At 41.5% G+C, this 23047-nt stretch carries 23 protein-coding genes; 13 read left to right on the top strand and 10 right to left on the bottom strand.

Features of this window, described 5'->3' with window-relative positions; all coding sequences use genetic code 11:
• Nucleotides 1-65: 65 nt before the first annotated feature.
• Entirely contained in the window at nt 66-479 is a 414-nt protein-coding gene (gene arfB / locus DFP80_RS00655) for an alternative ribosome rescue aminoacyl-tRNA hydrolase ArfB (RefSeq protein ID WP_113915125.1), read from the bottom strand.
• Nucleotides 480-618: 139 nt separating this feature from the next.
• Between arfB and hisA the strand changes: the two genes are divergently transcribed.
• Together hisA and DFP80_RS00645 are read left to right on the top strand one after the other, a co-directional pair.
• Nucleotides 619-1380 carry a phosphoribosylformimino-5-aminoimidazole carboxamide ribotide isomerase gene (hisA, locus tag DFP80_RS00650; RefSeq protein ID WP_113914884.1) on the top strand — a complete coding sequence of 254 codons (762 nt, stop codon included), beginning with the start codon at nt 619-621 and terminating at the stop codon, nt 1378-1380.
• Between the two features lie 211 nt (nt 1381-1591).
• Nucleotides 1592-2401, top strand: a complete 810-nt coding sequence (locus tag DFP80_RS00645) for a hypothetical protein (RefSeq protein ID WP_113914883.1) — start codon at nt 1592-1594, stop codon at nt 2399-2401.
• A gap of 106 nt (nt 2402-2507) precedes the next feature.
• Here the strand turns inward: DFP80_RS00645 and DFP80_RS00640 are convergent, their stop codons facing one another.
• Entirely contained in the window at nt 2508-2975 is a 468-nt protein-coding gene (locus tag DFP80_RS00640) for a hypothetical protein (protein ID WP_113914882.1), read from the bottom strand.
• 154 nt (nt 2976-3129) lie between these two features.
• Between DFP80_RS00640 and DFP80_RS00635 the strand changes: the two genes are divergently transcribed.
• Nucleotides 3130-4479 (top strand): sigma-54 interaction domain-containing protein, encoded by a 1350-nt coding sequence (locus DFP80_RS00635; RefSeq protein WP_113914881.1) that lies wholly within the window; start codon nt 3130-3132, stop codon nt 4477-4479.
• Between the two features lie 67 nt (nt 4480-4546).
• Here the strand turns inward: DFP80_RS00635 and DFP80_RS00630 are convergent, their stop codons facing one another.
• Entirely contained in the window at nt 4547-4819 is a 273-nt protein-coding gene (locus tag DFP80_RS00630; RefSeq protein ID WP_113914880.1) for a hypothetical protein, read from the bottom strand.
• 438 nt (nt 4820-5257) lie between these two features.
• Here DFP80_RS00630 and aguA point away from each other — a divergent pair, with 438 nt between their 5' ends.
• The 4 genes from aguA (at nt 5258) to DFP80_RS00610 (ending at nt 10292) form a co-directional block, all read left to right on the top strand.
• Nucleotides 5258-6367 carry an agmatine deiminase gene (gene aguA / locus DFP80_RS00625; protein ID WP_113914879.1) on the top strand — a complete coding sequence of 370 codons (1110 nt, stop codon included), beginning with the start codon at nt 5258-5260 and terminating at the stop codon, nt 6365-6367.
• Between the two features lie 290 nt (nt 6368-6657).
• Nucleotides 6658-7635 carry a GTPase RsgA gene (rsgA, locus tag DFP80_RS00620; RefSeq protein WP_113914878.1) on the top strand — a complete coding sequence of 326 codons (978 nt, stop codon included), beginning with the start codon at nt 6658-6660 and terminating at the stop codon, nt 7633-7635.
• A 201-nt stretch (nt 7636-7836) separates the two neighbouring features.
• A complete protein-coding gene (hemG, locus tag DFP80_RS00615) occupies nt 7837-8367 on the top strand; it encodes a menaquinone-dependent protoporphyrinogen IX dehydrogenase (protein WP_113914877.1) in 531 nt (176 codons plus the stop codon).
• Between the two features lie 56 nt (nt 8368-8423).
• On the top strand, nt 8424-10292 hold the full coding sequence (locus tag DFP80_RS00610; protein WP_113914876.1) for a cation:proton antiporter domain-containing protein: 1869 nt from the start codon (nt 8424-8426) through the stop codon (nt 10290-10292).
• A 42-nt stretch (nt 10293-10334) separates the two neighbouring features.
• On the opposite strand, the gene DFP80_RS00605 is transcribed toward DFP80_RS00610, so the two are convergent.
• Nucleotides 10335-10703, bottom strand: a complete 369-nt coding sequence (locus DFP80_RS00605) for a Fis family transcriptional regulator (RefSeq protein WP_113914875.1) — start codon at nt 10701-10703, stop codon at nt 10335-10337.
• Between the two features lie 279 nt (nt 10704-10982).
• Here DFP80_RS00605 and argC point away from each other — a divergent pair, with 279 nt between their 5' ends.
• A complete protein-coding gene (argC, locus tag DFP80_RS00600; protein WP_113914874.1) occupies nt 10983-11921 on the top strand; it encodes an N-acetyl-gamma-glutamyl-phosphate reductase in 939 nt (312 codons plus the stop codon).
• Between the two features lie 85 nt (nt 11922-12006).
• Here the strand turns inward: argC and DFP80_RS00595 are convergent, their stop codons facing one another.
• Nucleotides 12007-12465 carry a helix-turn-helix domain-containing protein gene (locus DFP80_RS00595; RefSeq protein WP_113914873.1) on the bottom strand — a complete coding sequence of 153 codons (459 nt, stop codon included), beginning with the start codon at nt 12463-12465 and terminating at the stop codon, nt 12007-12009.
• A gap of 175 nt (nt 12466-12640) precedes the next feature.
• Between DFP80_RS00595 and DFP80_RS00590 the strand changes: the two genes are divergently transcribed.
• Nucleotides 12641-14080, top strand: a complete 1440-nt coding sequence (locus DFP80_RS00590) for an SLC13 family permease (protein WP_113914872.1) — start codon at nt 12641-12643, stop codon at nt 14078-14080.
• A 104-nt stretch (nt 14081-14184) separates the two neighbouring features.
• Here the strand turns inward: DFP80_RS00590 and DFP80_RS00585 are convergent, their stop codons facing one another.
• Nucleotides 14185-15012, bottom strand: coding sequence for a 5'-nucleotidase, lipoprotein e(P4) family (locus DFP80_RS00585; protein WP_113914871.1), 828 nt, complete (start codon nt 15010-15012; stop codon nt 14185-14187).
• A 220-nt stretch (nt 15013-15232) separates the two neighbouring features.
• Here DFP80_RS00585 and DFP80_RS00580 point away from each other — a divergent pair, with 220 nt between their 5' ends.
• Nucleotides 15233-16846, top strand: coding sequence for an NAD(P)/FAD-dependent oxidoreductase (locus DFP80_RS00580; RefSeq protein WP_113914870.1), 1614 nt, complete (start codon nt 15233-15235; stop codon nt 16844-16846).
• 78 nt (nt 16847-16924) lie between these two features.
• On the opposite strand, the gene DFP80_RS00575 is transcribed toward DFP80_RS00580, so the two are convergent.
• A complete protein-coding gene (locus tag DFP80_RS00575) occupies nt 16925-17326 on the bottom strand; it encodes a carboxymuconolactone decarboxylase family protein (RefSeq protein ID WP_113914869.1) in 402 nt (133 codons plus the stop codon).
• A gap of 136 nt (nt 17327-17462) precedes the next feature.
• Here DFP80_RS00575 and DFP80_RS00570 point away from each other — a divergent pair, with 136 nt between their 5' ends.
• Entirely contained in the window at nt 17463-18329 is an 867-nt protein-coding gene (locus DFP80_RS00570) for a LysR family transcriptional regulator (RefSeq protein WP_113914868.1), read from the top strand.
• A gap of 59 nt (nt 18330-18388) precedes the next feature.
• On the opposite strand, the gene DFP80_RS00565 is transcribed toward DFP80_RS00570, so the two are convergent.
• The gene (locus tag DFP80_RS00565; RefSeq protein WP_113914867.1) at nt 18389-18757 is read right to left on the bottom strand and encodes a winged helix-turn-helix transcriptional regulator; all 369 of its coding nucleotides are present in this window, start codon (nt 18755-18757) and stop codon (nt 18389-18391) included.
• A gap of 101 nt (nt 18758-18858) precedes the next feature.
• Between DFP80_RS00565 and DFP80_RS00560 the strand changes: the two genes are divergently transcribed.
• Nucleotides 18859-19608 (top strand): SDR family oxidoreductase, encoded by a 750-nt coding sequence (locus DFP80_RS00560; RefSeq protein WP_113914866.1) that lies wholly within the window; start codon nt 18859-18861, stop codon nt 19606-19608.
• Between the two features lie 31 nt (nt 19609-19639).
• Here DFP80_RS00560 and DFP80_RS00555 read toward each other — a convergent pair whose 3' ends face one another.
• Nucleotides 19640-21028 (bottom strand): MATE family efflux transporter, encoded by a 1389-nt coding sequence (locus DFP80_RS00555; protein WP_113914865.1) that lies wholly within the window; start codon nt 21026-21028, stop codon nt 19640-19642.
• A gap of 195 nt (nt 21029-21223) precedes the next feature.
• Nucleotides 21224-21904, bottom strand: a complete 681-nt coding sequence (locus DFP80_RS00550; RefSeq protein ID WP_113914864.1) for a hypothetical protein — start codon at nt 21902-21904, stop codon at nt 21224-21226.
• Between the two features lie 179 nt (nt 21905-22083).
• Here DFP80_RS00550 and DFP80_RS00545 point away from each other — a divergent pair, with 179 nt between their 5' ends.
• A complete protein-coding gene (locus tag DFP80_RS00545; RefSeq protein ID WP_113914863.1) occupies nt 22084-22971 on the top strand; it encodes a LysR family transcriptional regulator in 888 nt (295 codons plus the stop codon).
• Nucleotides 22972-23047: the final 76 nt, after the last annotated feature.

Below are 23047 nucleotides of genomic sequence, written 5' to 3'. Positions count from 1 at the left end.
CTATTATATTACAAGGCTAGCGCACTTTAGAAAAACAAGTATTACTCATTATGTAAGGTAAATTTTTAATCCCAATTATTTCGACGCAAGCTTTTGATCTGACCTTTTTGTTTTTTCTGCTCTACCCGTTTCTTTTGCGAAGAACGCGAAGGCTTGGTCGGTCGACGAGCTTTTTGTACTCGAACCGCCTCAAGAATCAATTCTTTCAGCCTTGCCAATGCATCTTCTCGGTTCAGTTCTTGCGTTCGATGTTGCTGTGCTTTAAGCACAATATCGCCTTCTTTGGTCAGACGAGAGTCATTTAGTGCTAACAAGCGTTCTTTGTAAAATTCAGGCAAAGAAGAACTAGCAACGTTAAATCTCAAATGAATGGCCGAGGATACTTTATTCACATTCTGACCGCCTGCACCTTGTGCTCGGATTGCGGTTAGTTCGATTTCGTGGTCTGGGATCCCCACAGCGAGGGTAATTTGTAGCATGATGATTGCTTTATGTTTCTTTCTATTTGAATGACCAAGGATTATAACAGGCTTAAGAAGTGTTTGCTTTGGTGCATCGTTTATCAGTACATTATCGGTTACAATCGCCACTTTATTTCAAACTAAATAGGAGTTTTTTGTGACCCAATTCCGTCCTTGTATCGATCTACACCAAGGCAAGGTTAAGCAAATTGTAGGTGGAAGTCTGAATGACAAAGGCGCCACAGAGAACTTTATCAGTGAACACAATGCTGAGCATTATGCCAACATGTATCGTGAACATGGGCTCGTTGGAGGACATGTCATTGCATTGGGGAAAGGCAATAAAGAAGAAGCATTCAGCGCCCTACGAGCTTACCCTAATGGTTTACAGTTTGGCGGTGGTGTTAACAGCAGCAATGCTGAAAGTTACTTAAAAGCGGGGGCTTCTCACGTCATCGTTACTTCTTATTTGTTTGAAAACGGTGAATTCTCTTGGGATCGGTTAGACAAAATCAAACGCGAAACAGGAACCGATCGTTTAGTCTTGGATTTAAGCTGTCGTCGCACTCAAGATGGTTGGTATATTGCCACTGATCGCTGGCAAACCATTACCTCTACTCAGGTTAACCAAGAAAACCTAATTGAATTAGCAAACCATTGTGATGAATTCTTGATTCATGCCGCTGATGTCGAAGGCTTACAAGCAGGTATTGATGAGAACTTAGTTCAACTCCTCGGCCAAGGTTGTCCGGTTGCCGTAACATATGCTGGCGGAGCTCGATCTTTAGCGGACTTAAAGCGTGTTCATGAACTGTCTAATGGCTTAGTGGATCTGACCATAGGTAGCGCACTGGATATTTTTGGTGGCAAAGGCGTCACGCTAGATGAATGTATTCTGTGGAATCAATCTCAAAAATAATTAAAAGAGAGAGACTGGTTCTGACTTGTCTCTCTCTATTCACACTATCAGAGGGCCCCAGCCTTCATAGAGTTTTCATTTACACGTTTAATTCTATTTGCACTTTTAAATAGAATACTGCTATTGGTAACAGTCACTTCAGCTCGACATACAATCCGTCATACCGCATACTTGGTGACTTATTTTTCTCTTCTAATCTCAGGATTAATCAATGTCTACATTCCGTACCGGCCTTTTACTTGCAACACTTTTTCTAAGTGCTTGCTCGATGCCAATTTTTAAAGACTTACAAAACAGTAAAACTGAGACCAATTCAGCACAAAATACCGTAAGCACAGAGCAAACGCTTCCACTTCCTAGTAAGACAAAGGAAGATGAAATAGAAAAAGTAAAGACAAGCGTTATTACTGAGATTAATGAAAATAGTAAGGAAGCAAACACAAGTGTTACCGAGACGAATACTAACTTGGTTAAACAACTTACGGCTCAGAAAACACTCGCCTACGCCAATTTCACAGAACTTAAAAATAGAGTTGGAAACGCCCCGGCATTACCAAAATTGACCGTCAGTGGACAATTGAGCGAAAAAGAGATCGGCTCAAGTATTCAACAACTTCGTTCGTATGTTAGCAAAACCAATACTGCTCTTGCTGTATTGAACTCGCGCGTAAAGGATAGAGAAAAAGTGGCTATGAATGGGGATTTGATTCGGATTTTTCTATCTGAAGCAACCGTTACCCATGACGGTTCGACATTTAAAGCTCAGCCTCTTGTGGGGCAATGGGTTCGTGGCGAAAGCCGAGTCATTCGCTTAAAAGACAATATTTTGTTTGAAAACCCAAAATCTGAAGATTTACATATTACGTTTTCTGAAACGTACCAGCTTGTTGTTAATGATCAAGTCATCTCCACCGTCAATCCAAAACGAGAAAAAAACAACGCCAGCTTTAACGTAACTGCGTCAGATAATACGGGCACTATTGTTGGTAAATTAGACTATAGAATCGTTAATAACCAATAAATTATTAACGACACATAAATCATTAATAAACCATCAGATAACTACCATTAAATAAACACCACCCGTCATAACAAAAAGAGCTTCGAAGCTCTTTTTGTGTCTTTATCTAGCTCAATTTAGCGGCTTTTCTGCGTTTTTTCACGTTATCTAATACCACCTGAATGCAGGCTAAATAATCAACTATCATACTAACAAATAGCTTATTTTCTAATTCACCCACTAACTTACTAATACACTTTATCACTTGCCAATTAACCGACATCACACGGCTTAAAGAATGTTTGTCTGCTGTATTAAGAGCCGATAAATAAGCTGTTGCGATATACCTTGGCTCTGGACTCATTGTGCCAGTATCTTCCGGTAACCTTCCTACGCTCTGCAATAAGCGCTCTGCCAAGCGCCGATATAAAGACGATATCTTCTTAAACACATGTTTATCGACTGTATTACCTACTCGTCCACACAACGCAGAGTTAGCAAAAAAACCATCAAAACACATAGAAAGCATGTCACATAAAATACGTGAATCCCGATTTAGAGAAGGCATTTTCTCTGATCTATGATCGTCAAGCATGGTTGGCTCCTTTCACAAAAGGGTGAACTTTGTGCAAATAAGGATAATTAAGGCCGTGTTTAATGCAAAGTTAGCGCAAAAGACTAGGACTCCCTTATCTTCCTATGATTCCATAACCCTTAATAATTTTTTAATTAAATCAGGGAAAATAATAATGTCTTCACCAAAGCTCTTTATGCATGTTCAAGATCCATTATTAGCTTCAAATCTGCTTTCTTTAAATGGCGTTAGACAATATGAACTAAACATAAGCCATCAAAATGAAAACTGGCTGAATCAATTATCCGTATCAAAATGCGATGTTGCTCTTATCGAAGTCAATTCATTAGATGATGTTGCTTTAAAAGAACTCATTAACAGCCCCGCTCTGTATCAAACCGAGTTTTTATTTTTTAGTGAAGGAGAACCTGATCCAATACTAGATTGCCTAATGCAGAAAGGCGCTGGATTTCATTATCGATCACCTTACAATTTAAAACTGATTGAGTCCTCGCTAGAAGAAGTTTTCTGCGATCTAAACCGCTCCTACGAAAATACCAATACCCAAACCAGTTATTTGGATCAATTTGGATTATTGGTCGGTTCTTCAACCGCCATGCACTCTCTTTATCGCACCATCCGAAAAGTAGCCACAACCAAAGCCAACGCGTTTATCATGGGTGAAAGCGGCACAGGTAAAGAACTGATCGCCAACACTATGCATGTTTTCAGTCAGCGTGCTGAGGGCCCTTTTGTTGCTATAAACTGCGGGGCACTTAGCCCTGAATTAATCGACAGCGAATTATTCGGCCATGTTAAAGGTGCATTTACCGGAGCTCATAAAGATCACCAAGGCGTTTTCGAACAAGCCGAAGGCGGCACTCTCTTTTTAGATGAAGTCACTGAGATGCCTTATGAACAGCAAGTAAAACTATTAAGAGTCCTTGAAAGCGGTGAATATAAACCCGTTGGCTCCCAACAAGTAAAAATGGCCGATGTGCGTATTGTTGCCGCAACAAACCGTACATTAAGTGATGCCATCCGAGACGAAGTTTTCCGCGAGGATCTCTATTTTCGTTTAGCTCAGTTTCCTATCATGGTGCCTACTTTGCGTGACCGTGAAGGCGATGCCTGTGGCCTAGCTCAACATTTTTTAGCTTACCGCAACGCTCAAGATGGCCAACACAAACACTTTTCAGAACTAAGCCTAGAAAAAATCAATCGATACTCTTGGCCTGGAAATGTCCGTGAATTAAAACACGCAGTAGAGCGAGCTTACATTTTAGCCGACTCCGTTATCCATCCAGAACATCTTGTGACCAATGACCTCAGCGATCAAAGCGAAACAGATACGACGGCAGGCATCCCTATTGGTATGCGTCTCGACGACATGGAAAAAATTGCCATTTTAAAAACATTGAAAAATAATGATGGCAATAAAACGGATACAGCTAACCAGCTTGGCATCAGTGTCAAAACTCTATACAACAAACTCGATAAATATGACCACACTGATTTTTTATAAAGCACTCAAAGTGACATTATAAAGAACAATAGAAAAAGGCCGAGTAATCGGCCTTTTTCTATTCATTTTAACAATCAGTGTCTTTGGCGTTCACACCTTCTTTTGCTTCTTCACAGGTGTCTTCGATAGCGTTACCTGTATCAGTCATGGTGTCTTCAATTGAATTACCAGCGTTGTTTAACGCATCACCTGCATCATCCATAGTTTGCTCAACAGCATCACCAGCATTGGAAATTGCGTCTTCTACTTTGTTGTCATCAGAACTCTGATCACACGCAGCCAATGTACCAGCTGTCACAAGAACCAAAGCAGTATTTAGTAGAGTACGTTTAATGTTCATAATGGTAACCTCCATTTAGTGTTTAAAAGTTTGGGAGCAATCATTGCGATCTACGCCAGCCCCAAATAATCAACTCAACAACCAAAACAAGAAAATGATGTTCATGTTGTTGATTTCACTTAAGGTATTGCGAAGCACGTGCCAACTTTTATAAAACAATATAAGTAATTGATTTTAAAAAACTTTTAAGTATATTTTTTTAAAACATATAACTCACACTAACCTACTAACAAGTAGTTTTTACAAAATGACTCGGTAACTGTTTCCGTCGAGCAATTGTAAAGACGCAAAAAATATGACGGCCAATCCTCTTTATCGATGAAATAAGCCACTAATTTGATGAAATCAACCAAAAGACGCTTGAATGTTTGTAGACGTACCATAAAATTGGCCGAAATCTATGCTCTATTTATAAAAGCGACTATGAAGGACATGCTAATGAGTTCTACGTTGTACACCTCACCAACACTAGACGGTTTTCGTATGCCTGCAGAGCACGAGCCGCAAGATCAAGTGTGGATGGCTTGGCCAACCCGCGAAGACAACTGGCGAGAAAAAGGCAAACATGCTCAAGCTGAGTTTGTTGCTGTTGCTACTGCGATTGCACAATCAACAAAGGTCACTTTCATTGTCGATGATAAGCACTATGAACAAGCTCGCCTCGCCTTACACGATCAAATCAGAGTAATCAAAATCCCTTCTGATGATTGTTGGATGCGCGACATAGGTGCCACCTATGTTATTAACGATCTTGGGGAACGACGCGCTAATAGTTGGCAGTTTAACGCTTGGGGTGGCGAACTAGATGGATTGTATGACTCTTGGGAACAAGACAATGCGGTCGCTGAAAAAATGGCTGCTGTCACAGATGACTATGTTTACCAGGTGCCGTTGATTCTAGAAGGTGGGTCTATTCATGTCGACGGAGAGGGCACCTTATTCACCACAGAAGAATGCCTACTTCACCCAAGTCGTAATCCACATCTAAGTAAAAAAGAGATCGAGGATTTATTGAAGGCATACTTAAGCGTTGAAAAAATTGTTTGGTTAAAAAACGGGCTTTATAACGATGAAACCAATGGCCATGTGGATAACATCATGCATGTTGTTCGTCCTGGCGTTGTGGCATTAACCGACTGTGAAGACCCAAGCGATCCACAGTATGCGATCAGTAAAGCGGCCCTAAAGGTCTTAAGTGAAACAGTAGACGCCAAAGGCCGCACACTAGATATCATTAAGCTTCCACTACCTGGACCGCTTTTTGTATCTGAAGACGAAGCTAAAAACCTACTCGACAGCGATTCTATGAATCGACAAGCCGGAGAGCGTCTTGCTGCTTCTTATGCCAACTTCTTAATAACAAACCACAGTGTGATATTTCCAACATTCGGCGAAAAAACCGATGATCACGCTAAAGATACTCTACAAAAAGCTTTCCCTAACCATAACCTAATTGGAGTTTATGCCAGAAATATATTGTTAGGTGGAGGAAACATCCATTGTATTACTCAACAAGTACCGATGAAGCGATCTATTAAAGAGTTTTAATCTCACTTAACCCCTTTAATAAGTTAACCTTTTATAACAAATATTTTGTAGCTTTTTTCACATAAAAGCATCAAATATAAGCCATTTTTATAGCAGCAATATTTCTGTTTGTAGTGCTTCCACACTATGCTAATCTCGTGGATTAGCACCTTATAAAACGGTTTAGAAAACGTTGGTGTTTAGGTTATTTTTTGGTTAGAACATAACCAGTCATTGATTATGTTCGGTTATACTAATTGAAGCGCATTGCTTCTTCTTTACGATGGCGTATTTCGCTTGGGGTAATATTAATGGATGCCACGTTTACTTTATTGGACCTAGGCTGGCAAGCTTACTTTCAACAACAGTTATCATTGGATGATTTAGAATCTAACCGTATTGCACGCATTTGTTCTAAGCAAGACAGCAAGTACGAACTAGTCAGTGAGTTCGGTTTTTTCACTTTAGAAAACCATTCAGATTTGCCAAATATGGCAGTCGGTGATTGGCTTGTTACTGACACTGAACAAAACGTCCTGCGTCTTTTAGAACCAAGCTCTGTATTTGAAGGTATCGCTTCTAATATAGACACGGTATTTTTAATGTGCGCCTTAAATCAAGATTTTAACCTAACCTTGATTAAACGTTATTTAGAACTGACTCACAATGCACAAGCTGATGCGGTTGTTATTTTGACCAAAGCAGATACTTGTGATGATGCGGCTGAAAAGCGTGCCCAAGTTGAGAAGCTTGATCCGTTACTCATCGTAGAAACCGTTAATGCTTTGGATGCTAGCAGCTTGCGCTGTTTATCCCCCTTACTTAAGAAAGGCAAAACCATTGCTTTGCTTGGTGCGGTTGGTTCTGGTAAATCGGCATTGATAAATACTTTGATGCAAGCCACAGAGGAAGGTAAAACACAAAGAAACATTGGCGATTCTGGCGCACTAAAGATCATGCCATCTGGTGCTATTTTGCTCGATACTAAAGGGATGCGTGAATTACAACTTGCTGAATTCGACAGCAGTTCCATTGCGAACTTCGCAGACATTATCGCATTAGAAAAAGACTGCCGTTTCAGCGATTGCCATCACCAAGGTGAGCCTGATTGTGCTATCAAAGGCGCAGTTAAGGCGAACCGCTTAGATGAGCAACGCGTGGCTGATTTCATGTTACTTCGCAATGAAGATAATGATGATGATCAAGTAACCAAATCTAAACCGCAAGAAAAGTTCTATCGCAGCGCACAATCTGATATACGTGCTCGAAAACACAGCTCTGCCGAGTAACTATTAATATTAATAGCTCAAATCAGCAAGCAGAAAGCAGAAAGCAGGCTAATGTTCATTAGCCTGCTTTTTTATGATTAGAATTCTATAAAAATCAAGAACGACGGCTATCCCCCTTTACAGCTCCCCTTTGAGTGTTTATAACAACTCCCTCTATTCGTTTTCACTCCACTCCAACAGAGGCAGCTTTTCTGAATCACCATGTCTAATACTTTACTGATTTATTCAACTACAGACGGTCACACAAAAAAGATAAGCCTAAAGATGAAAACTTTCATCGAGAGCCAAGGCCATTCAGTCACTCTTTTGCCAGTGGAAGAAGCCACGGCCGCCACACTAGCCAATCATGACAAGGTGGTTATTGGTGCCAGCATTCGCTATGGCAAACATCAAAAAGTGGTAATCGATTTTATTGAGCAGAATAAAACCCAGTTAGAAAGCAAACCAAGTGCTTTTTACACTGTCAACCTTGTGGCACGTAAACCAGAAAAGTGCCAACCTAGTACGAATCCCTACATCCTTAAACTGTTAGCCCAATTGGATTGGAAACCAGACTTAGAAGGGGTTTTTGCAGGCAAATTAAATTATCCGAAGTACGGTTTTATCGACCGCAATATGATCCGTTTTATTATGTGGATGACTAAAGGACCGACCGACCCAAAAACCAATATAGAATTTACCGATTGGAAGCGTGTCGACCAGTTCGCTCAATCCATTTGTGATATGCAATAACACAACAATAAGCCGCCTAGCTATCCTACTGATTTATTAGAAAAGGAAAAAATGAAATGACTGATACGCTGTTGCTAGCCTTTATCTTTCTGGTTGCAGGAGTCATTTCTGTCCCTATTGCATCACGTCTTGGGCTCGGCTCTGTATTAGGCTATCTGCTAGCGGGAGTGATTATCAGCCCAATACTGACGCTATTAGAAGTAGACATCACCTCTATCCAGCACTTTGCAGAACTTGGCGTGGTTATGATGCTATTTCTTGTTGGATTAGAACTAAACCCTAAAAAGCTCTGGGCCCTAAAGTCTAAGTTAATAGGCTTGGGGGGCGGACAAGTTATGCTAACCGCCCTTTTAATTATGGGGCTAGGGATGCTATTAGATCAAGAATGGCGCACTAGCCTAGCTATCGGCTTAGTCCTCGCGCTTTCTTCAACCGCCATCGTCATTCAAACGTTAACAGAAAAAGGCTTGATGAAATCAGATGGTGGTCAATCTTCTTTTGCAGTGCTGCTCGCACAAGATATTATTGTTATTCCGATGTTGGCTTTTATTCCTTTACTTGCGACACCAGAACTCATTGAATCCTTGAGTCATGCGGCTGATATATCACAGGCCGACGGTCATTCGGTTTCATTAGTAGAGGGATTAGAGTCATGGCAAACTGCGTTAGTCACCGTAGGAGCCATTGCAACAGTAGTATTAGGTGGTAGCTTCTTAGTAACACCTATCTTTCGTTTTATCTCAGTTGCAGAGTTAAGAGAACTCTTTACCGCGACTGCACTAATGTTTGTTATCGGTACGACGTTACTCATGTCATTGGTTGGTTTATCTCCTGCCTTAGGTGCATTTTTAGCCGGTGTGGTGCTCGCCAACTCCCCTTACCGTCATGAGCTCGAAAGCGACATTGCGCCATTTAAAGGCTTGTTGCTAGGCCTATTCTTTATGACCGTTGGCGCAGGCATCAATTTCACTTTATTGTTCAATCACGTTTTGTCCATTCTTGGCTTAACCATCGGATTGATTTTACTAAAAACCACCGCACTTTTTATACTGGGACGTATGTTCAAAATTCGCGGCTCGAACAAGTGGCTGTTTGCACTAAGCCTAGCTCAAGCAGGGGAATTTGGGTTTGTTTTACTTTCTTTTACCGTTAGTAATGCAGTGATCTCGCAAGAAGTTGCTGATATATTGCTGCTAGTAGTCGCATTATCCATGCTACTAACACCGATTTTGTTCATTATCTATGATCGTATTATTGCCCCTAGATACGCTGCAGATCGAACCGCTGGAGCTTCTGATGATATACCCGACGACAACAAAATCATTATTGCAGGTTCAGGGAGAATGGGGAGCACAATAGACAGTCTTTTACGACTAGCCGGGTATCACTCAACAGTTATCGACTTCAGCGTTAAGCGTCTTCGGGCACTGGAACGTTTTGGTGTTAACAATTACTTTGGTGATGCCACGCGACCAGATTTACTAAAAGCAGCAGGTATAGATGAAGCCTCGCTGCTCATTATCGCCATTGACAACCCAGAGCAAATTACCAAGCTCGTCAAGTACGTTAAAGAACATCACCCAGAACTGCATGTTATCGCAAGAGCTTTTGACAATAATCACGTTTATGATTTGTGGGCGTCGGGTTGTCGAGACATTATTCGAGAAAATTACGACAGTAGCCTACGTATGGGACGCTCTGCATTTGAGGCACTAGGCATATCGCACCATAAGGCAGAACAGATGATTGACGTGTTTAACCAACACGATAAAGTATCCATGGTAGAAGTCGCCGACGCTCATCAGATAGGTGTGCCCTTCCATGAGAACAACAAATTCATCGCTCGCCTAAAGCAATACCTTGAAGAGAAAAACCCACAACTTCAAAAAGCTATGAAAGACATTCAAGCTCAAGTAGATGACTAAAAATATTCGTATTTAGCACCAAGCAAGTTAGTGCTAAATACATTAATGGAGCGTTACTTTACTTTGCAGCTTAGCGAGGCGTTCATTCCATTTTCCTGCATGGGAACGCTCGCAGGCTTCTTCTGTATCAAAGCTAACTTGCTGACGAAGCTGGTTTAGCTTGATGTTTATGCTGTTTAACTCATTATTAATAAGCGTATAAAAATAATCATCTTGCTTATCTTCAATGGCTTTAGACAATAATTCGTCAGTTTCAAAAACACACACTACCTTGAGTGAGTTAGGAAACGCATTGTAATTAACTAAATGCGTTAGCCAGACAAAACCTTCCACGGAATCCAGCGCTATTTCACACACATTCGTTAATGCTTCACGAAGTGCATTATCAATTTTCTTATCGGATTTCTTCATAAAAACACATAGCTAATTTAAGAGACTGAAAGTGTAACCTGTTGCAGATTCACAACCAACTCTCACGAGCTGGTGCATTATCAAATCAACGGGAACCCAACCAGGATAAAAACGCATTTTTAGATATTAAGCGTTTCTAGCAACTATTCAGCTGCACTCTGATGCATTACACTATTTGCCAACTATAGAAACATCTTTCAAACATTCGATAAAAAGCAGGATCGCTATAAAAACGCCCTGCTTTTACTTTGATTAAGACTCCCAGTAAGGAATTACGCTGTGAAAAAAGTATTTATTGATGGCGAAACAGGCACAACCGGCCTTCAAGTAAAAGATCGTCTAATCAACCACCCAAGTATTGAAATCATCAGTATTGATCAAGACAAAAAACGAGATGTAGAAGAAAAGCGCCGTTTGATGAAAGAAGCGGATGTAACAGTACTTTGCCTACCTGATGATGCTGCTAAAGACAGTGTTATTTTGGCAAAAGAAGAAGGTTGTCGTATTTTGGACGCCAGTTCTGTCCATCGTGTCGCCGAAGGCTGGGTATACGGCTTGCCTGAGCTTGATGGCATGCAACGTGACAAAATTAAAGACGCACAGTTTGTATCTAACCCTGGTTGTTACCCTACTGGCGCGGTCTTGTTGCTGAAACCTTTGATTGAAGCGGGGTTACTATCCGCATCTTATGATTACTCCATCAATGCCGTATCTGGATACAGTGGTGGCGGTAACGCGCTGATTGATCGCTATGAAAGTACCAACAACGCCCCTATTTTTGGCGCTTACGGTTTGTCTTTTAACCACAAACACCTTGCTGAAATGAAAAAATGGTCTGGCTTAGATAACACGCCGATTTTCGTTCCTAGTGTAGGTAGCTTCCGCCAAGGAATGTTGACCTTCTTGCCAATTCAGCTAAAAGGCGATGCCACTATGGAACAGCTACAAGCTAAATTGGCCGAAGTGTATGCCAAGGATACGTTTGTAACCGTTAATGACTTTAATGTGGTTACAGATAACGCAGCGCCATTCTTAACGCCACACGGTCTTGAAGATACCAACCAAATCGAGCTATCGGTTCTAAGTGAACCGGGTAACAAGTCAGGCATACTAGTTGCCAAACTAGATAACCTTGGCAAGGGTGCATCTGGCGCCGCCGTGCAAAACCTAAATATCATGTTAGGGTTTGACGAAGCAACCGCCGTGAATCTTCGCTAATTAAATCGGTGACCTTGGTCTACCTGCTATAAGCAAAACAATTAGGTGATGATTTTTGCCTAATTGTTTTACTTAATTATTAGTCCTACTTTCCCTGAGTGATTTTATAATCAATTAAACGCTGCTTTTTAGATATTTTCTTCACTCCTTCCCCATTAATAGCACTTGATGCAGCTAAGCCAAGTAGCCGTCGAAATGTCGGACACTCCATATGACTTGGTGCAGAACAAACTGCAGCGTGTCGAAGACCATCCCGCATCGCGGTCAATTTTTGAATCGTTTTATCCAACTCCTCTGACTTACTTATCAGTAATTCTCTATCAATATTTGGTTGTCCTTTAGACCCCAACATACCTGCAATTTCATCTAACGAAAAACCAGATGCTCTTCCTAACGCAATGAGTGCCAGTTGCTCCAGTATATTTGCGTCAAATACCCGACGCAAACCACGTCGGCCAACCGATCTAATTAGCCCTTTTTCCTCATAAAAGCGTAGTGTAGAAGCTGATACACCAGAACGTTTAGCTACTTCAGCGATATCCATAAATATCTCTTGACCTCAAGTCGACTTGAAGTTGTACGATATCATCAGCCTTACACCCAAACAAATAAGAGACAAAGCATAGTCGGTAGTAAACAGCTTGAGCTCAAAACTGCTACTATGATTCGCTGCCTCTACACTCATTTTGCCGTGCTCTAATCGTCTATTGGAACTTTTTATGACAAATCAAAGCAATTCAACTGCGACATTAACAACTGAAGCTAAAAAGACTCACCAGCAACCCCCAAGTAAACCACACTGGCCGCTTTATCTCATCTTAGCGACGACATTTGTCGTAGGCGCTGTTTCCTATCAATTTCTGACACTAACCCAATCTTTGACCGCTGGGTTGTTGTTTATTTGTATTGCTTTTTGGGCAACGTCTTTGGTACCCGCCTATTGGCCTGCACTGGGGTTATTTGCTTTTGCTACAGCAACACAGCTGGCGCCAACACAGGTGATATTTGCAGGCTTTCAATCATCGACATTTTGGCTACTATTCAGCGGTATGGTGTTTGGTGCGGCCATTAATCACACTGGGATCAATTCACGCGCAACCCGATTACTAATGCTTATTTTGGGCAATAGTTACCAAGGCACTATTATTAAAATTGCTCTGTTTGCGATGGGATTGGCGTTTTTGATTCCATCTGGAGTGAGTCGTATTGTACTCATCATTCCAATCATCGCGTCTCTTGCCGATCACTTTGGTTATGACCAAAATTCCAATGGTCGAAAGGGGATGTTGTTAGCCGCCGCATTCGGAACCTTTTTACCTGCCTTTTCTATCCTGCCTGCCAACGCTCCTAACATGCTACTTTCGGGCATGACCGAAACTCTCTACAACATGCCTTTCTCTTATGGAGGGTATTTACTTTTGCACTTCCCTGTTTTGGGGCTAGGAAAATTAATCATGACCATTGGTGTGATTCTGTGGCTTTTTCCAGATAAAGCGCCAAGTCAAGCAATACAAGCAACCATTGAAAAGTCAGCCATAACGACAATAGAAACACGTCTTTTGATTGTACTTTGCGTGTGCTTTATTTTTTGGTTTACTGACTCGCTACATCATATTTCCGCTGGTTGGGTTGGACTTATTGCCGCTCTAGCTTGCCTATTACCAAGCCTTGGATTAATGGCAAAAAATAGCATCGACAAAGACATTCAATACGGCACCTTGTTATTTGCGGCAGGAATTATTGGGTTAAGCGCAATCGTTGCCTATTCAGGTCTTGGTAATATCTTAGTGAACTATTTAACGGAAGTGATTCCTTTTGCTAAAGATTCACCTCTACTGAATTTGAGCTTGTTAACCTTTATTTCCACTTGCGTAGCTGTAGTAACCAATTTGGCCGGTGTTCCCGCCATTATGACGCCCATGGCAGAGCATCTCGCTAACATTACGGGACTTTCTAATCATGCCGTGCTGATGACGCAAGTATTGGCTTTTTCCAATGTCTTGCTACCCTATCAGGCACCACCACTGATTACCGCAATTGCATTGGGAAATTTATCCATCAGCGCTGTCACTAAAGTCTGTTTGATGACCTTCATTTTGACAAGCCTGATACTGTTGCCACTGAACTTCTTCTGGTGGCACATTCTCGGAATGTTTTGATCCAGTTTTTAGTTAAAATAGACAAAAGCCGCTTATCCATTCAGATAAGCGGCTTTTTAATGACTAAACTATTTAATCAGCTTCTTACATTAAAAGTACAAAGGCTACTTCGCAGGCTGCCATACTTTAAGCTTAGACTTACGCATTTGATCTTTTTCTGCTGCAGAAGCGCCCCAATTCCCATCATAAACTTTACCTTCCCAATCACCGTAAGCCGGGTTAGGTAACATGATAAATGTTGTACCAAACAGCGCTTTATTTTTCTCAACCGCCGCGTTACTTTCCGCTAGGCTTTTGGTTCTAAAATCGTTCGAAAAATCGTTTAAATTATCTCCCATGAGTAACGCTATATCATAATGTTTAGCAACAGCATCACGACGAGGTTCTTTGTTACTGGTCGTTTCTCTAAGCATCAAATGTGCGTCATCTACATTCGGAAATCCCAGAGCGATTAAGTTTTTACGCGTGCCTTCTAAACCTGATGCTTTACGGTTGGTAATATAAAATACTTCCGCTCCATTGCTGGCTACATAGCTTAAAAAATCAGTCGCGCCTGGCATGGCTTTGGCCTTTGCAGCGTCCATCCATTCCCCCCATGTTTTGCTTGAATAACCAAAATCTTTGCCAATTAACCAAGCCTGATAACCACTATTGTCGATAACCGTTTCGTCAGCATCAACAATCACCGCAATTTTTTTACTGCCTTTATGTTGGCTGACGTATTGATCAAATTGCATTTTTGCCAAATTAAATGCTTGATAAGACAATGCTTTATATTCAGCTGAGGCTTGCATCCACAAGGTGGACATAACCAATTGTTCATTCAAGTCTTTAGCCGAGTAATCAGATTCTTGTGCAAGTGCGGAGAGCGAAAAGCCGCTCGTTAATAGTGCAGTTGATAAAACTAGAGTACGAAAAGTGATAGAAGACATTAAAAACCTCTCATTAATAGACGTATGTAACTCCGTAAACGCTTCTTGCAAAAAATACACCTTCTTTATCTATTCGTCTTCCTCTTTTTGCCATTCAAGCCATAATACCTATCCAGTCAGAAAAAGTGCTTAGTAGTCATTTGAGAACAGCTTTTTCAACGAAAATATCGTATTATCCCCGCTATTAGCCATTAACCCAGCATTCTAACTATTGATTCCTATGATACGACTTTCCAATATCCAACTTCCGCTTGATCACGACGCTAGCGCAATAGAAAACGCAATTTTATCCATGCTTGAGATTCCCGTGGAGAAACTCGTTAGCTTCAACGTTTTTCGTCGTGGCTACGATGCGCGTAAAAAAACCAACATCATGCTGATTTATACTTTAGATGTTGAAACGACATGCAACACTGAGCTCTTGAGCAAGTTTGCGGATCATCAGCAAGTGAAAGTCACACCAGATCTAGAATATCATCCAGTGGCGCAAGCGCCAGTAACCTTGACTGAACGTCCTATTGTGATTGGCTTTGGCCCTTGTGGTTTATTAACCGCCTTGGTTTTAGCGCAAATGGGTTACAAGCCAATCGTGCTGGAACGAGGTAAAGAAGTACGTGAGCGTACCAAAGATACCTTTGGTTTTTGGCGTAAAAAAATTCTGAATACTGAATCTAACGTACAGTTTGGTGAAGGCGGCGCGGGAACTTTCTCCGATGGTAAACTTTATAGCCAAGTAAAAGACCCTAAACAATACAGCCGTAAAGTACTTAACGAATTTGTCGCCGCTGGCGCGCCAGATGAAATCCTTTACGTCAGTAAGCCACACATTGGTACCTTTAAACTGGTCGCCATGGTCGAGAAAATGCGCGCGCAAATAATTGAATTAGGCGGCGAGATTCGTTTCAGTTGTCGCGTGGATGATTTGCACATTGAAAATGGCCAAGTCACTGGCGTTACGCTTGCCGATGGCGAGCAACTACATTCTAAGCATATTGCTATCGCCATTGGCCACAGTGCTCGTGACACTTTCGAGATGTTGCACAACAAAGGCGTTTATATTGAAGCCAAACCTTTCTCGGTTGGCTTTCGTATCGAGCACGAGCAATCGTCTATCGACAAAGCACGCTTTGGTCCAAATGCGGGTAACGAAATTCTTGGTGCGGCGGATTACAAATTGGTCCATCACTGTAAAAATGGTCGTTCCGTTTATAGCTTCTGCATGTGCCCTGGCGGAACGGTAGTTGCCGCTACATCGGAAGAAAATCGTGTTGTGACCAATGGTATGAGTCAATATTCTCGAAACGAACGTAACGCCAACAGCGCTATCGTGGTGGGTATTGATCCTTCCGATTATCCAGGTGGCCCGCTTGCTGGTATCGAATTCCAACGCAAGTTAGAAAGCCTTGCCTATGAATTGGGTGGCAGTAACTACGATGCACCAGCTCAAACCGTCGGTGCTTTTTTACGTAACGAAACACCAGAAAAACTGGGTACAGTAGCCCCCTCTTTCAAACCGGGTATTAAGCTGACCAACCTAGCTGATGCCTTGCCCGATTTTTGTATCGAGGCCATCCGTGAAGCCATTCCCGCATTTAACAGAAAGATAAAAGGCTTTGCCTTTGACGATGCTTTATTAACGGGTGTAGAAACACGTACCTCAGCGCCAATTAACATCAAGCGTGATAATGACAGCCTAGAAAGCATCAACACTAAAGGTTTATTTCCTGCCGGCGAAGGCGCAGGCTATGCTGGCGGTATCATGTCAGCGGCTATCGACGGTATAAAAATCGCCGAAGCTATGGCATTGAGCATTAACGCTAAAGCCGTTAAGTAACCATTAGATATCGATTATAGAATCTCACCAGAAAGGGCTCTCTAATTCATAGATAGCCCTTTTTCTTTTACTAACAAGCTACTTATCAGACCCGTCTGTCACATCAATGCCTCTCTCGTCAAACACTTCTTTGGCGGCAAAAAGGCCATTTAACGCGGCTGGAAAACCCGCATAAAGTGCCATTTGCATCAATACTTCGACAATTTCTTTTGGGGAACAGCCAACATTCAGAGCGGCATGGAGATGGACTTTAAGTTGTGGTGCAGCATTGCCTAATGCAGTTAATGCCGCTACTGTGGCGATTTCACGAGACTTCAAATCCAAACCAGAGCGGCTATAAATATCACCAAAACCAAACTCGATCATCAAGGTAGCGAATTCTGGCGCGATAGGTTGTAGTGCATCGACGACTTTCTGCCCTTGTTCACCGTCTATTTCAGCGAGCTTTTTCAAACCTAATTGATAGCGATCTTCACTCATTTTTCTCTCCTAAACATTTCATTAAACGACTCTTATTGCATTGCTTGTTACTATGTCATTTCTTACAATCGGAATATTTAGATAAAATAGAGAATCCATTTTTCAATATTGAAAAATAGCTTTAGTGGAATAGTTTATGAATGAGATGATTTGGGACGACACCAAAGCCTTTTTGGCACTGGCACGCTGCGGCACATTAACCGTAGCGGCAAAATCTTTAGACATGGGGATTGCTACGCTATCGCGAAAAATAGAACGTCTTGAGCGCAGCCTACAAACACCGCTCTTTTTGCGTTTTCAGACGGGTTATCAACTAACGGATGAAGGCAAAAGTCTCCTAAGTAAAGCAGAAGCAATGGAAACTGCGGCTTTTGCGTTTACCAAGAGTGCAGAGAAGGAATCTCAACTGACCGGAAGAGTCAAAGTTGCCACGGCGGAAAACCTTGCCACTCACCTCATTTTGCCAGCACTAGGCCGTTTTCAGAAAACTTACCCTAACTTACATATCGATATTGTCACCGACATTCATACCGCCAATTTACATCGTCGCGATGCAGACCTCGCCTTACGTATGGTGCGTCCAACCAATGGTAATGTCAGCTTCCAACGTGTCGGCACGCTAGGCTACGGACTCTACTGTAGTACTCATTACCAAAAGGAACGCAATCATGATAATGACAACTTTATTCAATGGGGAGAACATTACGAGCATTTGCCTGCGGCACAATGGATCTCTAATCAATTAGCCGGAAAAGAACCTATTATCACCACCACATCCGTGGCGACCCAAGTCAGTGCTTGTCTGGCGGGAATCGGCATGGCGATATTGCCACACCCAGTTGCTCGGCCCACTAAGCTTGTTTGCCTCGCAGACATACCAGAGATCAATCAAGATATTTACTTGGTTATCCAAACCGATTTAACCCAATCAAAACGCATTCGCGCTGTCGCGGATTTTCTTTCAGAGCTAGTAAAGACAAATCAAGACCAGCTTAAGACATAGTCGATTGTATAAATTATCAACAATCCCTAACTCTAAAACAGTCAACTATGTCGATGATGTTATAAATTAATCGAGTTAGTTTCACTCGCTTGCATTAGCTGCTCTCTGTGTTCTCGCATCCAATCGGCTAACGAATCCAACGTGGGCTTTAAGGTTTTCCCTAATTCAGTAATTTGATATTCCACTCGTGGCGGCATTTCGGGATACACCGTGCGATCCACTAAACCTAAAGTCTCAAAGGCACGCAGTTGCTTGGTTAATTCTTTCTGAGTAATCGGGGCAATCGCTCTTTGTAAGGCTCCAAAGCGAATAACATCATCCGTCACAATCAGGCGATAAAGAATCGGTATCGCCCACTTCCCCGAGACAAGATTCACAAAATCCACCATAGGACATTTGTCATCTAAATGAGTAAATATTGTGGCCATTATCAACAATCTCCTTAGTACCTTATTGGTACCTACTATTTAAAGCATACTAAAAAAAAGATAATGCCTCGACACACATCAAACTTCAAGGAGGCATACAAATGAAACGACTCGAAGGTAAATATGCATTAATTACTGGCGGAACAGCAGGCATAGGTTTAGAAACCGCTCGACAATTTTTACAGGAAGGCGCTCATGTAGCGGTCACTGGACGAAGCGAAGCGGGATTACAATCTGTTTCCAATAAATTGGAAGGCAAGGTTCTAACTATAAAAAGTGACGCTGGCACCTTAGCTGATCAAGAAAAATTAACCATGCAACTGTCTAAAACCTTTCCTAAGCTAGATATTCTGTACATCAATGCTGGGGACGTAACACATAAACCGCTAGAGGAATGGGATGAAAGTAGCTTCGAGCAAGTTATGAGCACTAATCTAAAAGGGCCATTTTTTCTCATTCAAGCGCTTTTACCTATGCTATCAGATTCGGCGTCTATCATTCTTTGTGGCAGTGTTTCGGCGCAAATTGGTTTACCTCAAAGTAGCGTTTATTCCGCCAGTAAAGCAGGACTTATTTCGTTAGCTAGAACCTTATCAGGTGAATTAAAAGACAGAGGTATTCGAGTCAATACGTTAAGTCCTGGCCCAACTCAAACCGATGCGCTAAAGAAGTTTGGCTTAGCCAAAGAAAAGGAAGACGCTTTGCGTGAAGAGATCAAAAAACTCATTCCACTTAACCGAATGGGAACCACAATGGAGCTGGCAAAAGCCGCTGTTTTCATGGCGTCTGATGAATCCTCTTATATGCTTGGATCGGAACTGCTCATAGATGGTGGTGTTGGGAACCTTTAAGAACAAGAAACACAATGAGTATTTTAAAAACTCATTGTGTTTCTTTAAAAAACAATCCAAAACTTGTGTTTTGAGTTCGATTTCGCTGACTTAATACAAAGATAGTCAGTAACAAAGCGAGAAATTCAGTGCTCGCAGCGGCATACCAAATTCCCCACTCGGCAAAGAAATAAGGCAGGATAAAAATCAACGGTAAAGAAAAGGCATAGGTTTTCATTATGCCTAAAATTCCCGCTCTTTTTGCATCACCAATGGCTTGAAAAAACATGCTAATCATCATTTGCGGACCAACCAGAAAAAGCGCCAAAGTAGAAAACGGTAAAATTCGTACCACTTCACTAATTACAGCTTGATCACTTACAAACAACATCCCTAAATCCCGTTTAAAAACAAACGCTATCGTCTGTAATAACAGACAATAAACAAAGGCAATTGTAAGAGCAATTTTAATACTGACATTTACCCGGCCCAACTCATTCGCTCCAAAGTTGTTTCCGACAATCGCTTGAAACGCCATGCTAAGCCCAAGCAAAGGCAAGAAAATAAACGTCATTAAACGCGTGATAATACCATAAGCGCCCACTGTCGTTGCATAATTATCAGCATCCCAAATTTGCAAATTATATAAGATGGCGCCAGATGTTAATGCTAGACCGATATAATTTAAGCTAGAAGGCGCACCCAAGGACAAAAACGTGAGCCAATGTTGTCGCGATTTTGACAACAGAACAATCTGAAGTTTCAGCTCGTTTTTCTGATATTTCCGATAGTAAAAGACCATAATTAAAGAAGCAGCTTGTGCCAAAACCGTACCATAAGCTGAGCCTTCTACTCCCCAATTCAAACCAACTATTAAAAAATAGTTAAATACACCATTCAGTAACACTGACAAAATAGAGACCGACGCCATGAAAGAAACACGCCCTTCGCAACGTAAACTGTCACCATTAATAGCCAAAACAAAGACCAAGGGAGAGAAGAAGATCAAAATCGAAATATATCGATAACTCATATCGGCAATCTTATTTGAGCCATTACTCACAGCATCAGTCAATGCGTGTCCGCCTAGTAAAAACAAGCCAATCAATACAATGCAGACCACTAAAGACAAACTTATCGCTTGGGAAAATACTTCCACGGCACTGGAGCTATTTCCTGCGCCTAATTGCCGAGCCATCAAACTGGCAAAACCATTCGATACAAGCGTTGATAAAGCAACGATCAGAATAAAAGCAGGAAACATAGAGGTCACCGCAGTCAGCGCCTCCGCGCCAACAAATACGCCAAGAAAATACGCATCCACCAGCGCAAATGAACCATTCACCATCATGATCAAAATAATGGGAGCGGCCGTTTTGAGGAACACAAAGGGTAAAGGAGCATTAAGAAAGCTATTATTTTTGTGTGATTTCGTTGTCATTCAAAATTCCGTTATATATCAGCTTGAATCAGGGTATTTAAAGCCTAAGTTACAATTCTTAGCCTCAGATACTATTCTAAGCCGCAGATAAACGTGAGAAATAATCGTAAAAAAACACTAAAACAGCAATACGGGCTAAGTTTTATCATTAAATACTAAGATTTTAATCAAGCAAAAACACAGTTAATGAAGCTATTAGACTATCTCAAATTGAATAATCACTTCCCCCTGATTCATAACTCGGTTCACACCTAAAGACTCAGCGGCTGGCACTAATCCATTTAAAGTTCCAGTAATAAAAAAGTAGTCTTTATTACCATAGCCGCGCTGAATACATTGCAGTATGCCTTTCTTAACGACCTCTTTCTTTGCCGCTAGAAGCTGATCCAGTTCAGCCGTAAATATATAATCTTGATTGCCACCTTCAAAAAGTAACTCACCAGTGACAGTTTTTGGAGAAACCAACACACCGTAGTTAAAGTAAAAGTCGCACGCTGAATGATTAGTCGGATGAATCTCTGCGCGAATCAATTCAACAGCCGCAAAAGGTACCAGTTCATTAATCAACTCATTCACTGCATCAGTCGTACTTGGTACAGTTAATTGAAAGCACACTTCTAACTCAGTACCGCGACATGCTTGATGTGCAAAGGTGTCGCCAAGATTAGCAAATACTTGGAAGTCAAAAATAGGAGAGATAATAATCACGCCGTCTTTATCTACAATCTTCCAACCTGCAATCACGGCACCTTGCTCAACAATTTTTGCAATCAGAGCATCCTGCGCCATACACACTGCATCGAAACGATCTGTTAACGATAATGACTCCTCATGCTGAAACTCTTTTATTACCTGAGAATACTCTTCGAAGACCATATTGTGATAACCCTTTAGAAATATTAATAGAAGTGAAAAACAATTCAAAAAAGCGCTTAGTTGCGGCCCAATACGCCGCTATATTATGAGAAAAAAACAAGATGAGATATGATCTTTGCGCGCTTAATAGCATAAATAAAAAAAACACTAAAAAATAATAATATCTGGATACTCCCTAAATGCGAATTGACCCAACTTCCCTAAGACTATTTGTTTGTGTCATAGAACAAGGCTCGATTGCTCGCGCTGCAGAATTGAATTTTATTGCTGCGTCTGCCGTATCAAAACGTATCAAGGAGTTAGAGCAATTGCTTCATACTCCATTAATGATGCGTACCAATCGGGGCGTGGTTGCCACGCCTGCAGGTCAAGCTTTGTTACAAATGTCGCGGGGCGTTCTGCACCAACTGGATGACATTTATAACCAAATGAATGAGTTCTCTCACGGTGTTCGTGGACAAGTTCGAATGGTGGCAAATATATCCGCCATTAGCCAATTCCTTCCTAAGCAGCTGCGCTCTTTTCTGAATCAAAACCCTTTGGTACAAATTCATTTGGAAGAAAAGATCAGTAGCGAAATCATTCGTGCCGTTGCAGAGAATGCAGCAGACATTGGCATTGTTACCATCGCCTCAAGAGAATACCCAGACCTTTCTATCTACCCTTATAAAACAGATCGACTAGTGGTCATCACTCCTGTAGGGCACCCTCTTGGACAGTATAAAGAAGTGAATTTTGTAGACACCTTAGGGCATGACTATGTTGGTTTACATACCGGAAGTGCTATTAACAACCAAATGATCAATGCCTCGACTAATGCCAATAAGCCACTCAATATGCGCATTCAAGTCACCAGTTATGAAGCACTTTGCAGCATGGTGGAATCAGGACTTGGTATAGGACTTATGCCTATCGATATTGCCCGCCCTTATATTAAAGCCTCTCGGATAGAAGCTTTACCGCTGCTAGACAGCTGGGCGCATCGAGAACTTAAAATATGTGTTCGTAGCTCAGATCAGCTACTTGATGCAGCCCACCATTTGTTAACCCATTTGCGTACCACCTGATGAAAAGCATTCCAGCCATATCCTAATGAGATGGCAACCTAACATTTAGGTACTTTTCTCTTACTCTATTTTGAAA

This window comes from Marinomonas rhizomae (assembly GCF_003315485.1).
In the GTDB taxonomy this organism is placed as follows: Bacteria; Pseudomonadota; Gammaproteobacteria; order Pseudomonadales; family Marinomonadaceae; genus Marinomonas; species Marinomonas rhizomae.
This window is presented reverse-complemented; position numbering and strand designations above follow the sequence as displayed.

Excerpts from the sequence above, each read along its gene's own strand:
- arfB (WP_113915125.1), bottom strand. The coding sequence starts at position 479 with ATGCTACAAATTACCCTCGCTGTGGGGATCCCAGACCACGAAATCGAA.
- DFP80_RS00645 (WP_113914883.1), top strand. The coding sequence starts at position 1,592 with ATGTCTACATTCCGTACCGGCCTTTTACTTGCAACACTTTTTCTAAGT.
- DFP80_RS00640 (WP_113914882.1), bottom strand. The coding sequence starts at position 2,975 with ATGCTTGACGATCATAGATCAGAGAAAATGCCTTCTCTAAATCGGGAT.
- DFP80_RS00635 (WP_113914881.1), top strand. The coding sequence starts at position 3,130 with ATGTCTTCACCAAAGCTCTTTATGCATGTTCAAGATCCATTATTAGCT.
- DFP80_RS00630 (WP_113914880.1), bottom strand. The coding sequence starts at position 4,819 with ATGAACATTAAACGTACTCTACTAAATACTGCTTTGGTTCTTGTGACA.
- aguA (WP_113914879.1), top strand. The coding sequence starts at position 5,258 with ATGAGTTCTACGTTGTACACCTCACCAACACTAGACGGTTTTCGTATG.
- rsgA (WP_113914878.1), top strand. The coding sequence starts at position 6,658 with ATGGATGCCACGTTTACTTTATTGGACCTAGGCTGGCAAGCTTACTTT.
- hemG (WP_113914877.1), top strand. The coding sequence starts at position 7,837 with ATGTCTAATACTTTACTGATTTATTCAACTACAGACGGTCACACAAAA.
- DFP80_RS00610 (WP_113914876.1), top strand. The coding sequence starts at position 8,424 with ATGACTGATACGCTGTTGCTAGCCTTTATCTTTCTGGTTGCAGGAGTC.
- DFP80_RS00605 (WP_113914875.1), bottom strand. The coding sequence starts at position 10,703 with ATGAAGAAATCCGATAAGAAAATTGATAATGCACTTCGTGAAGCATTA.
- DFP80_RS00595 (WP_113914873.1), bottom strand. The coding sequence starts at position 12,465 with ATGGATATCGCTGAAGTAGCTAAACGTTCTGGTGTATCAGCTTCTACA.
- DFP80_RS00590 (WP_113914872.1), top strand. The coding sequence starts at position 12,641 with ATGACAAATCAAAGCAATTCAACTGCGACATTAACAACTGAAGCTAAA.
- DFP80_RS00585 (WP_113914871.1), bottom strand. The coding sequence starts at position 15,012 with ATGTCTTCTATCACTTTTCGTACTCTAGTTTTATCAACTGCACTATTA.
- DFP80_RS00580 (WP_113914870.1), top strand. The coding sequence starts at position 15,233 with ATGATACGACTTTCCAATATCCAACTTCCGCTTGATCACGACGCTAGC.
- DFP80_RS00575 (WP_113914869.1), bottom strand. The coding sequence starts at position 17,326 with ATGAGTGAAGATCGCTATCAATTAGGTTTGAAAAAGCTCGCTGAAATA.
- DFP80_RS00570 (WP_113914868.1), top strand. The coding sequence starts at position 17,463 with ATGAATGAGATGATTTGGGACGACACCAAAGCCTTTTTGGCACTGGCA.
- DFP80_RS00565 (WP_113914867.1), bottom strand. The coding sequence starts at position 18,757 with ATGGCCACAATATTTACTCATTTAGATGACAAATGTCCTATGGTGGAT.
- DFP80_RS00560 (WP_113914866.1), top strand. The coding sequence starts at position 18,859 with ATGAAACGACTCGAAGGTAAATATGCATTAATTACTGGCGGAACAGCA.
- DFP80_RS00555 (WP_113914865.1), bottom strand. The coding sequence starts at position 21,028 with ATGACAACGAAATCACACAAAAATAATAGCTTTCTTAATGCTCCTTTA.
- DFP80_RS00550 (WP_113914864.1), bottom strand. The coding sequence starts at position 21,904 with ATGGTCTTCGAAGAGTATTCTCAGGTAATAAAAGAGTTTCAGCATGAG.
- DFP80_RS00545 (WP_113914863.1), top strand. The coding sequence starts at position 22,084 with ATGCGAATTGACCCAACTTCCCTAAGACTATTTGTTTGTGTCATAGAA.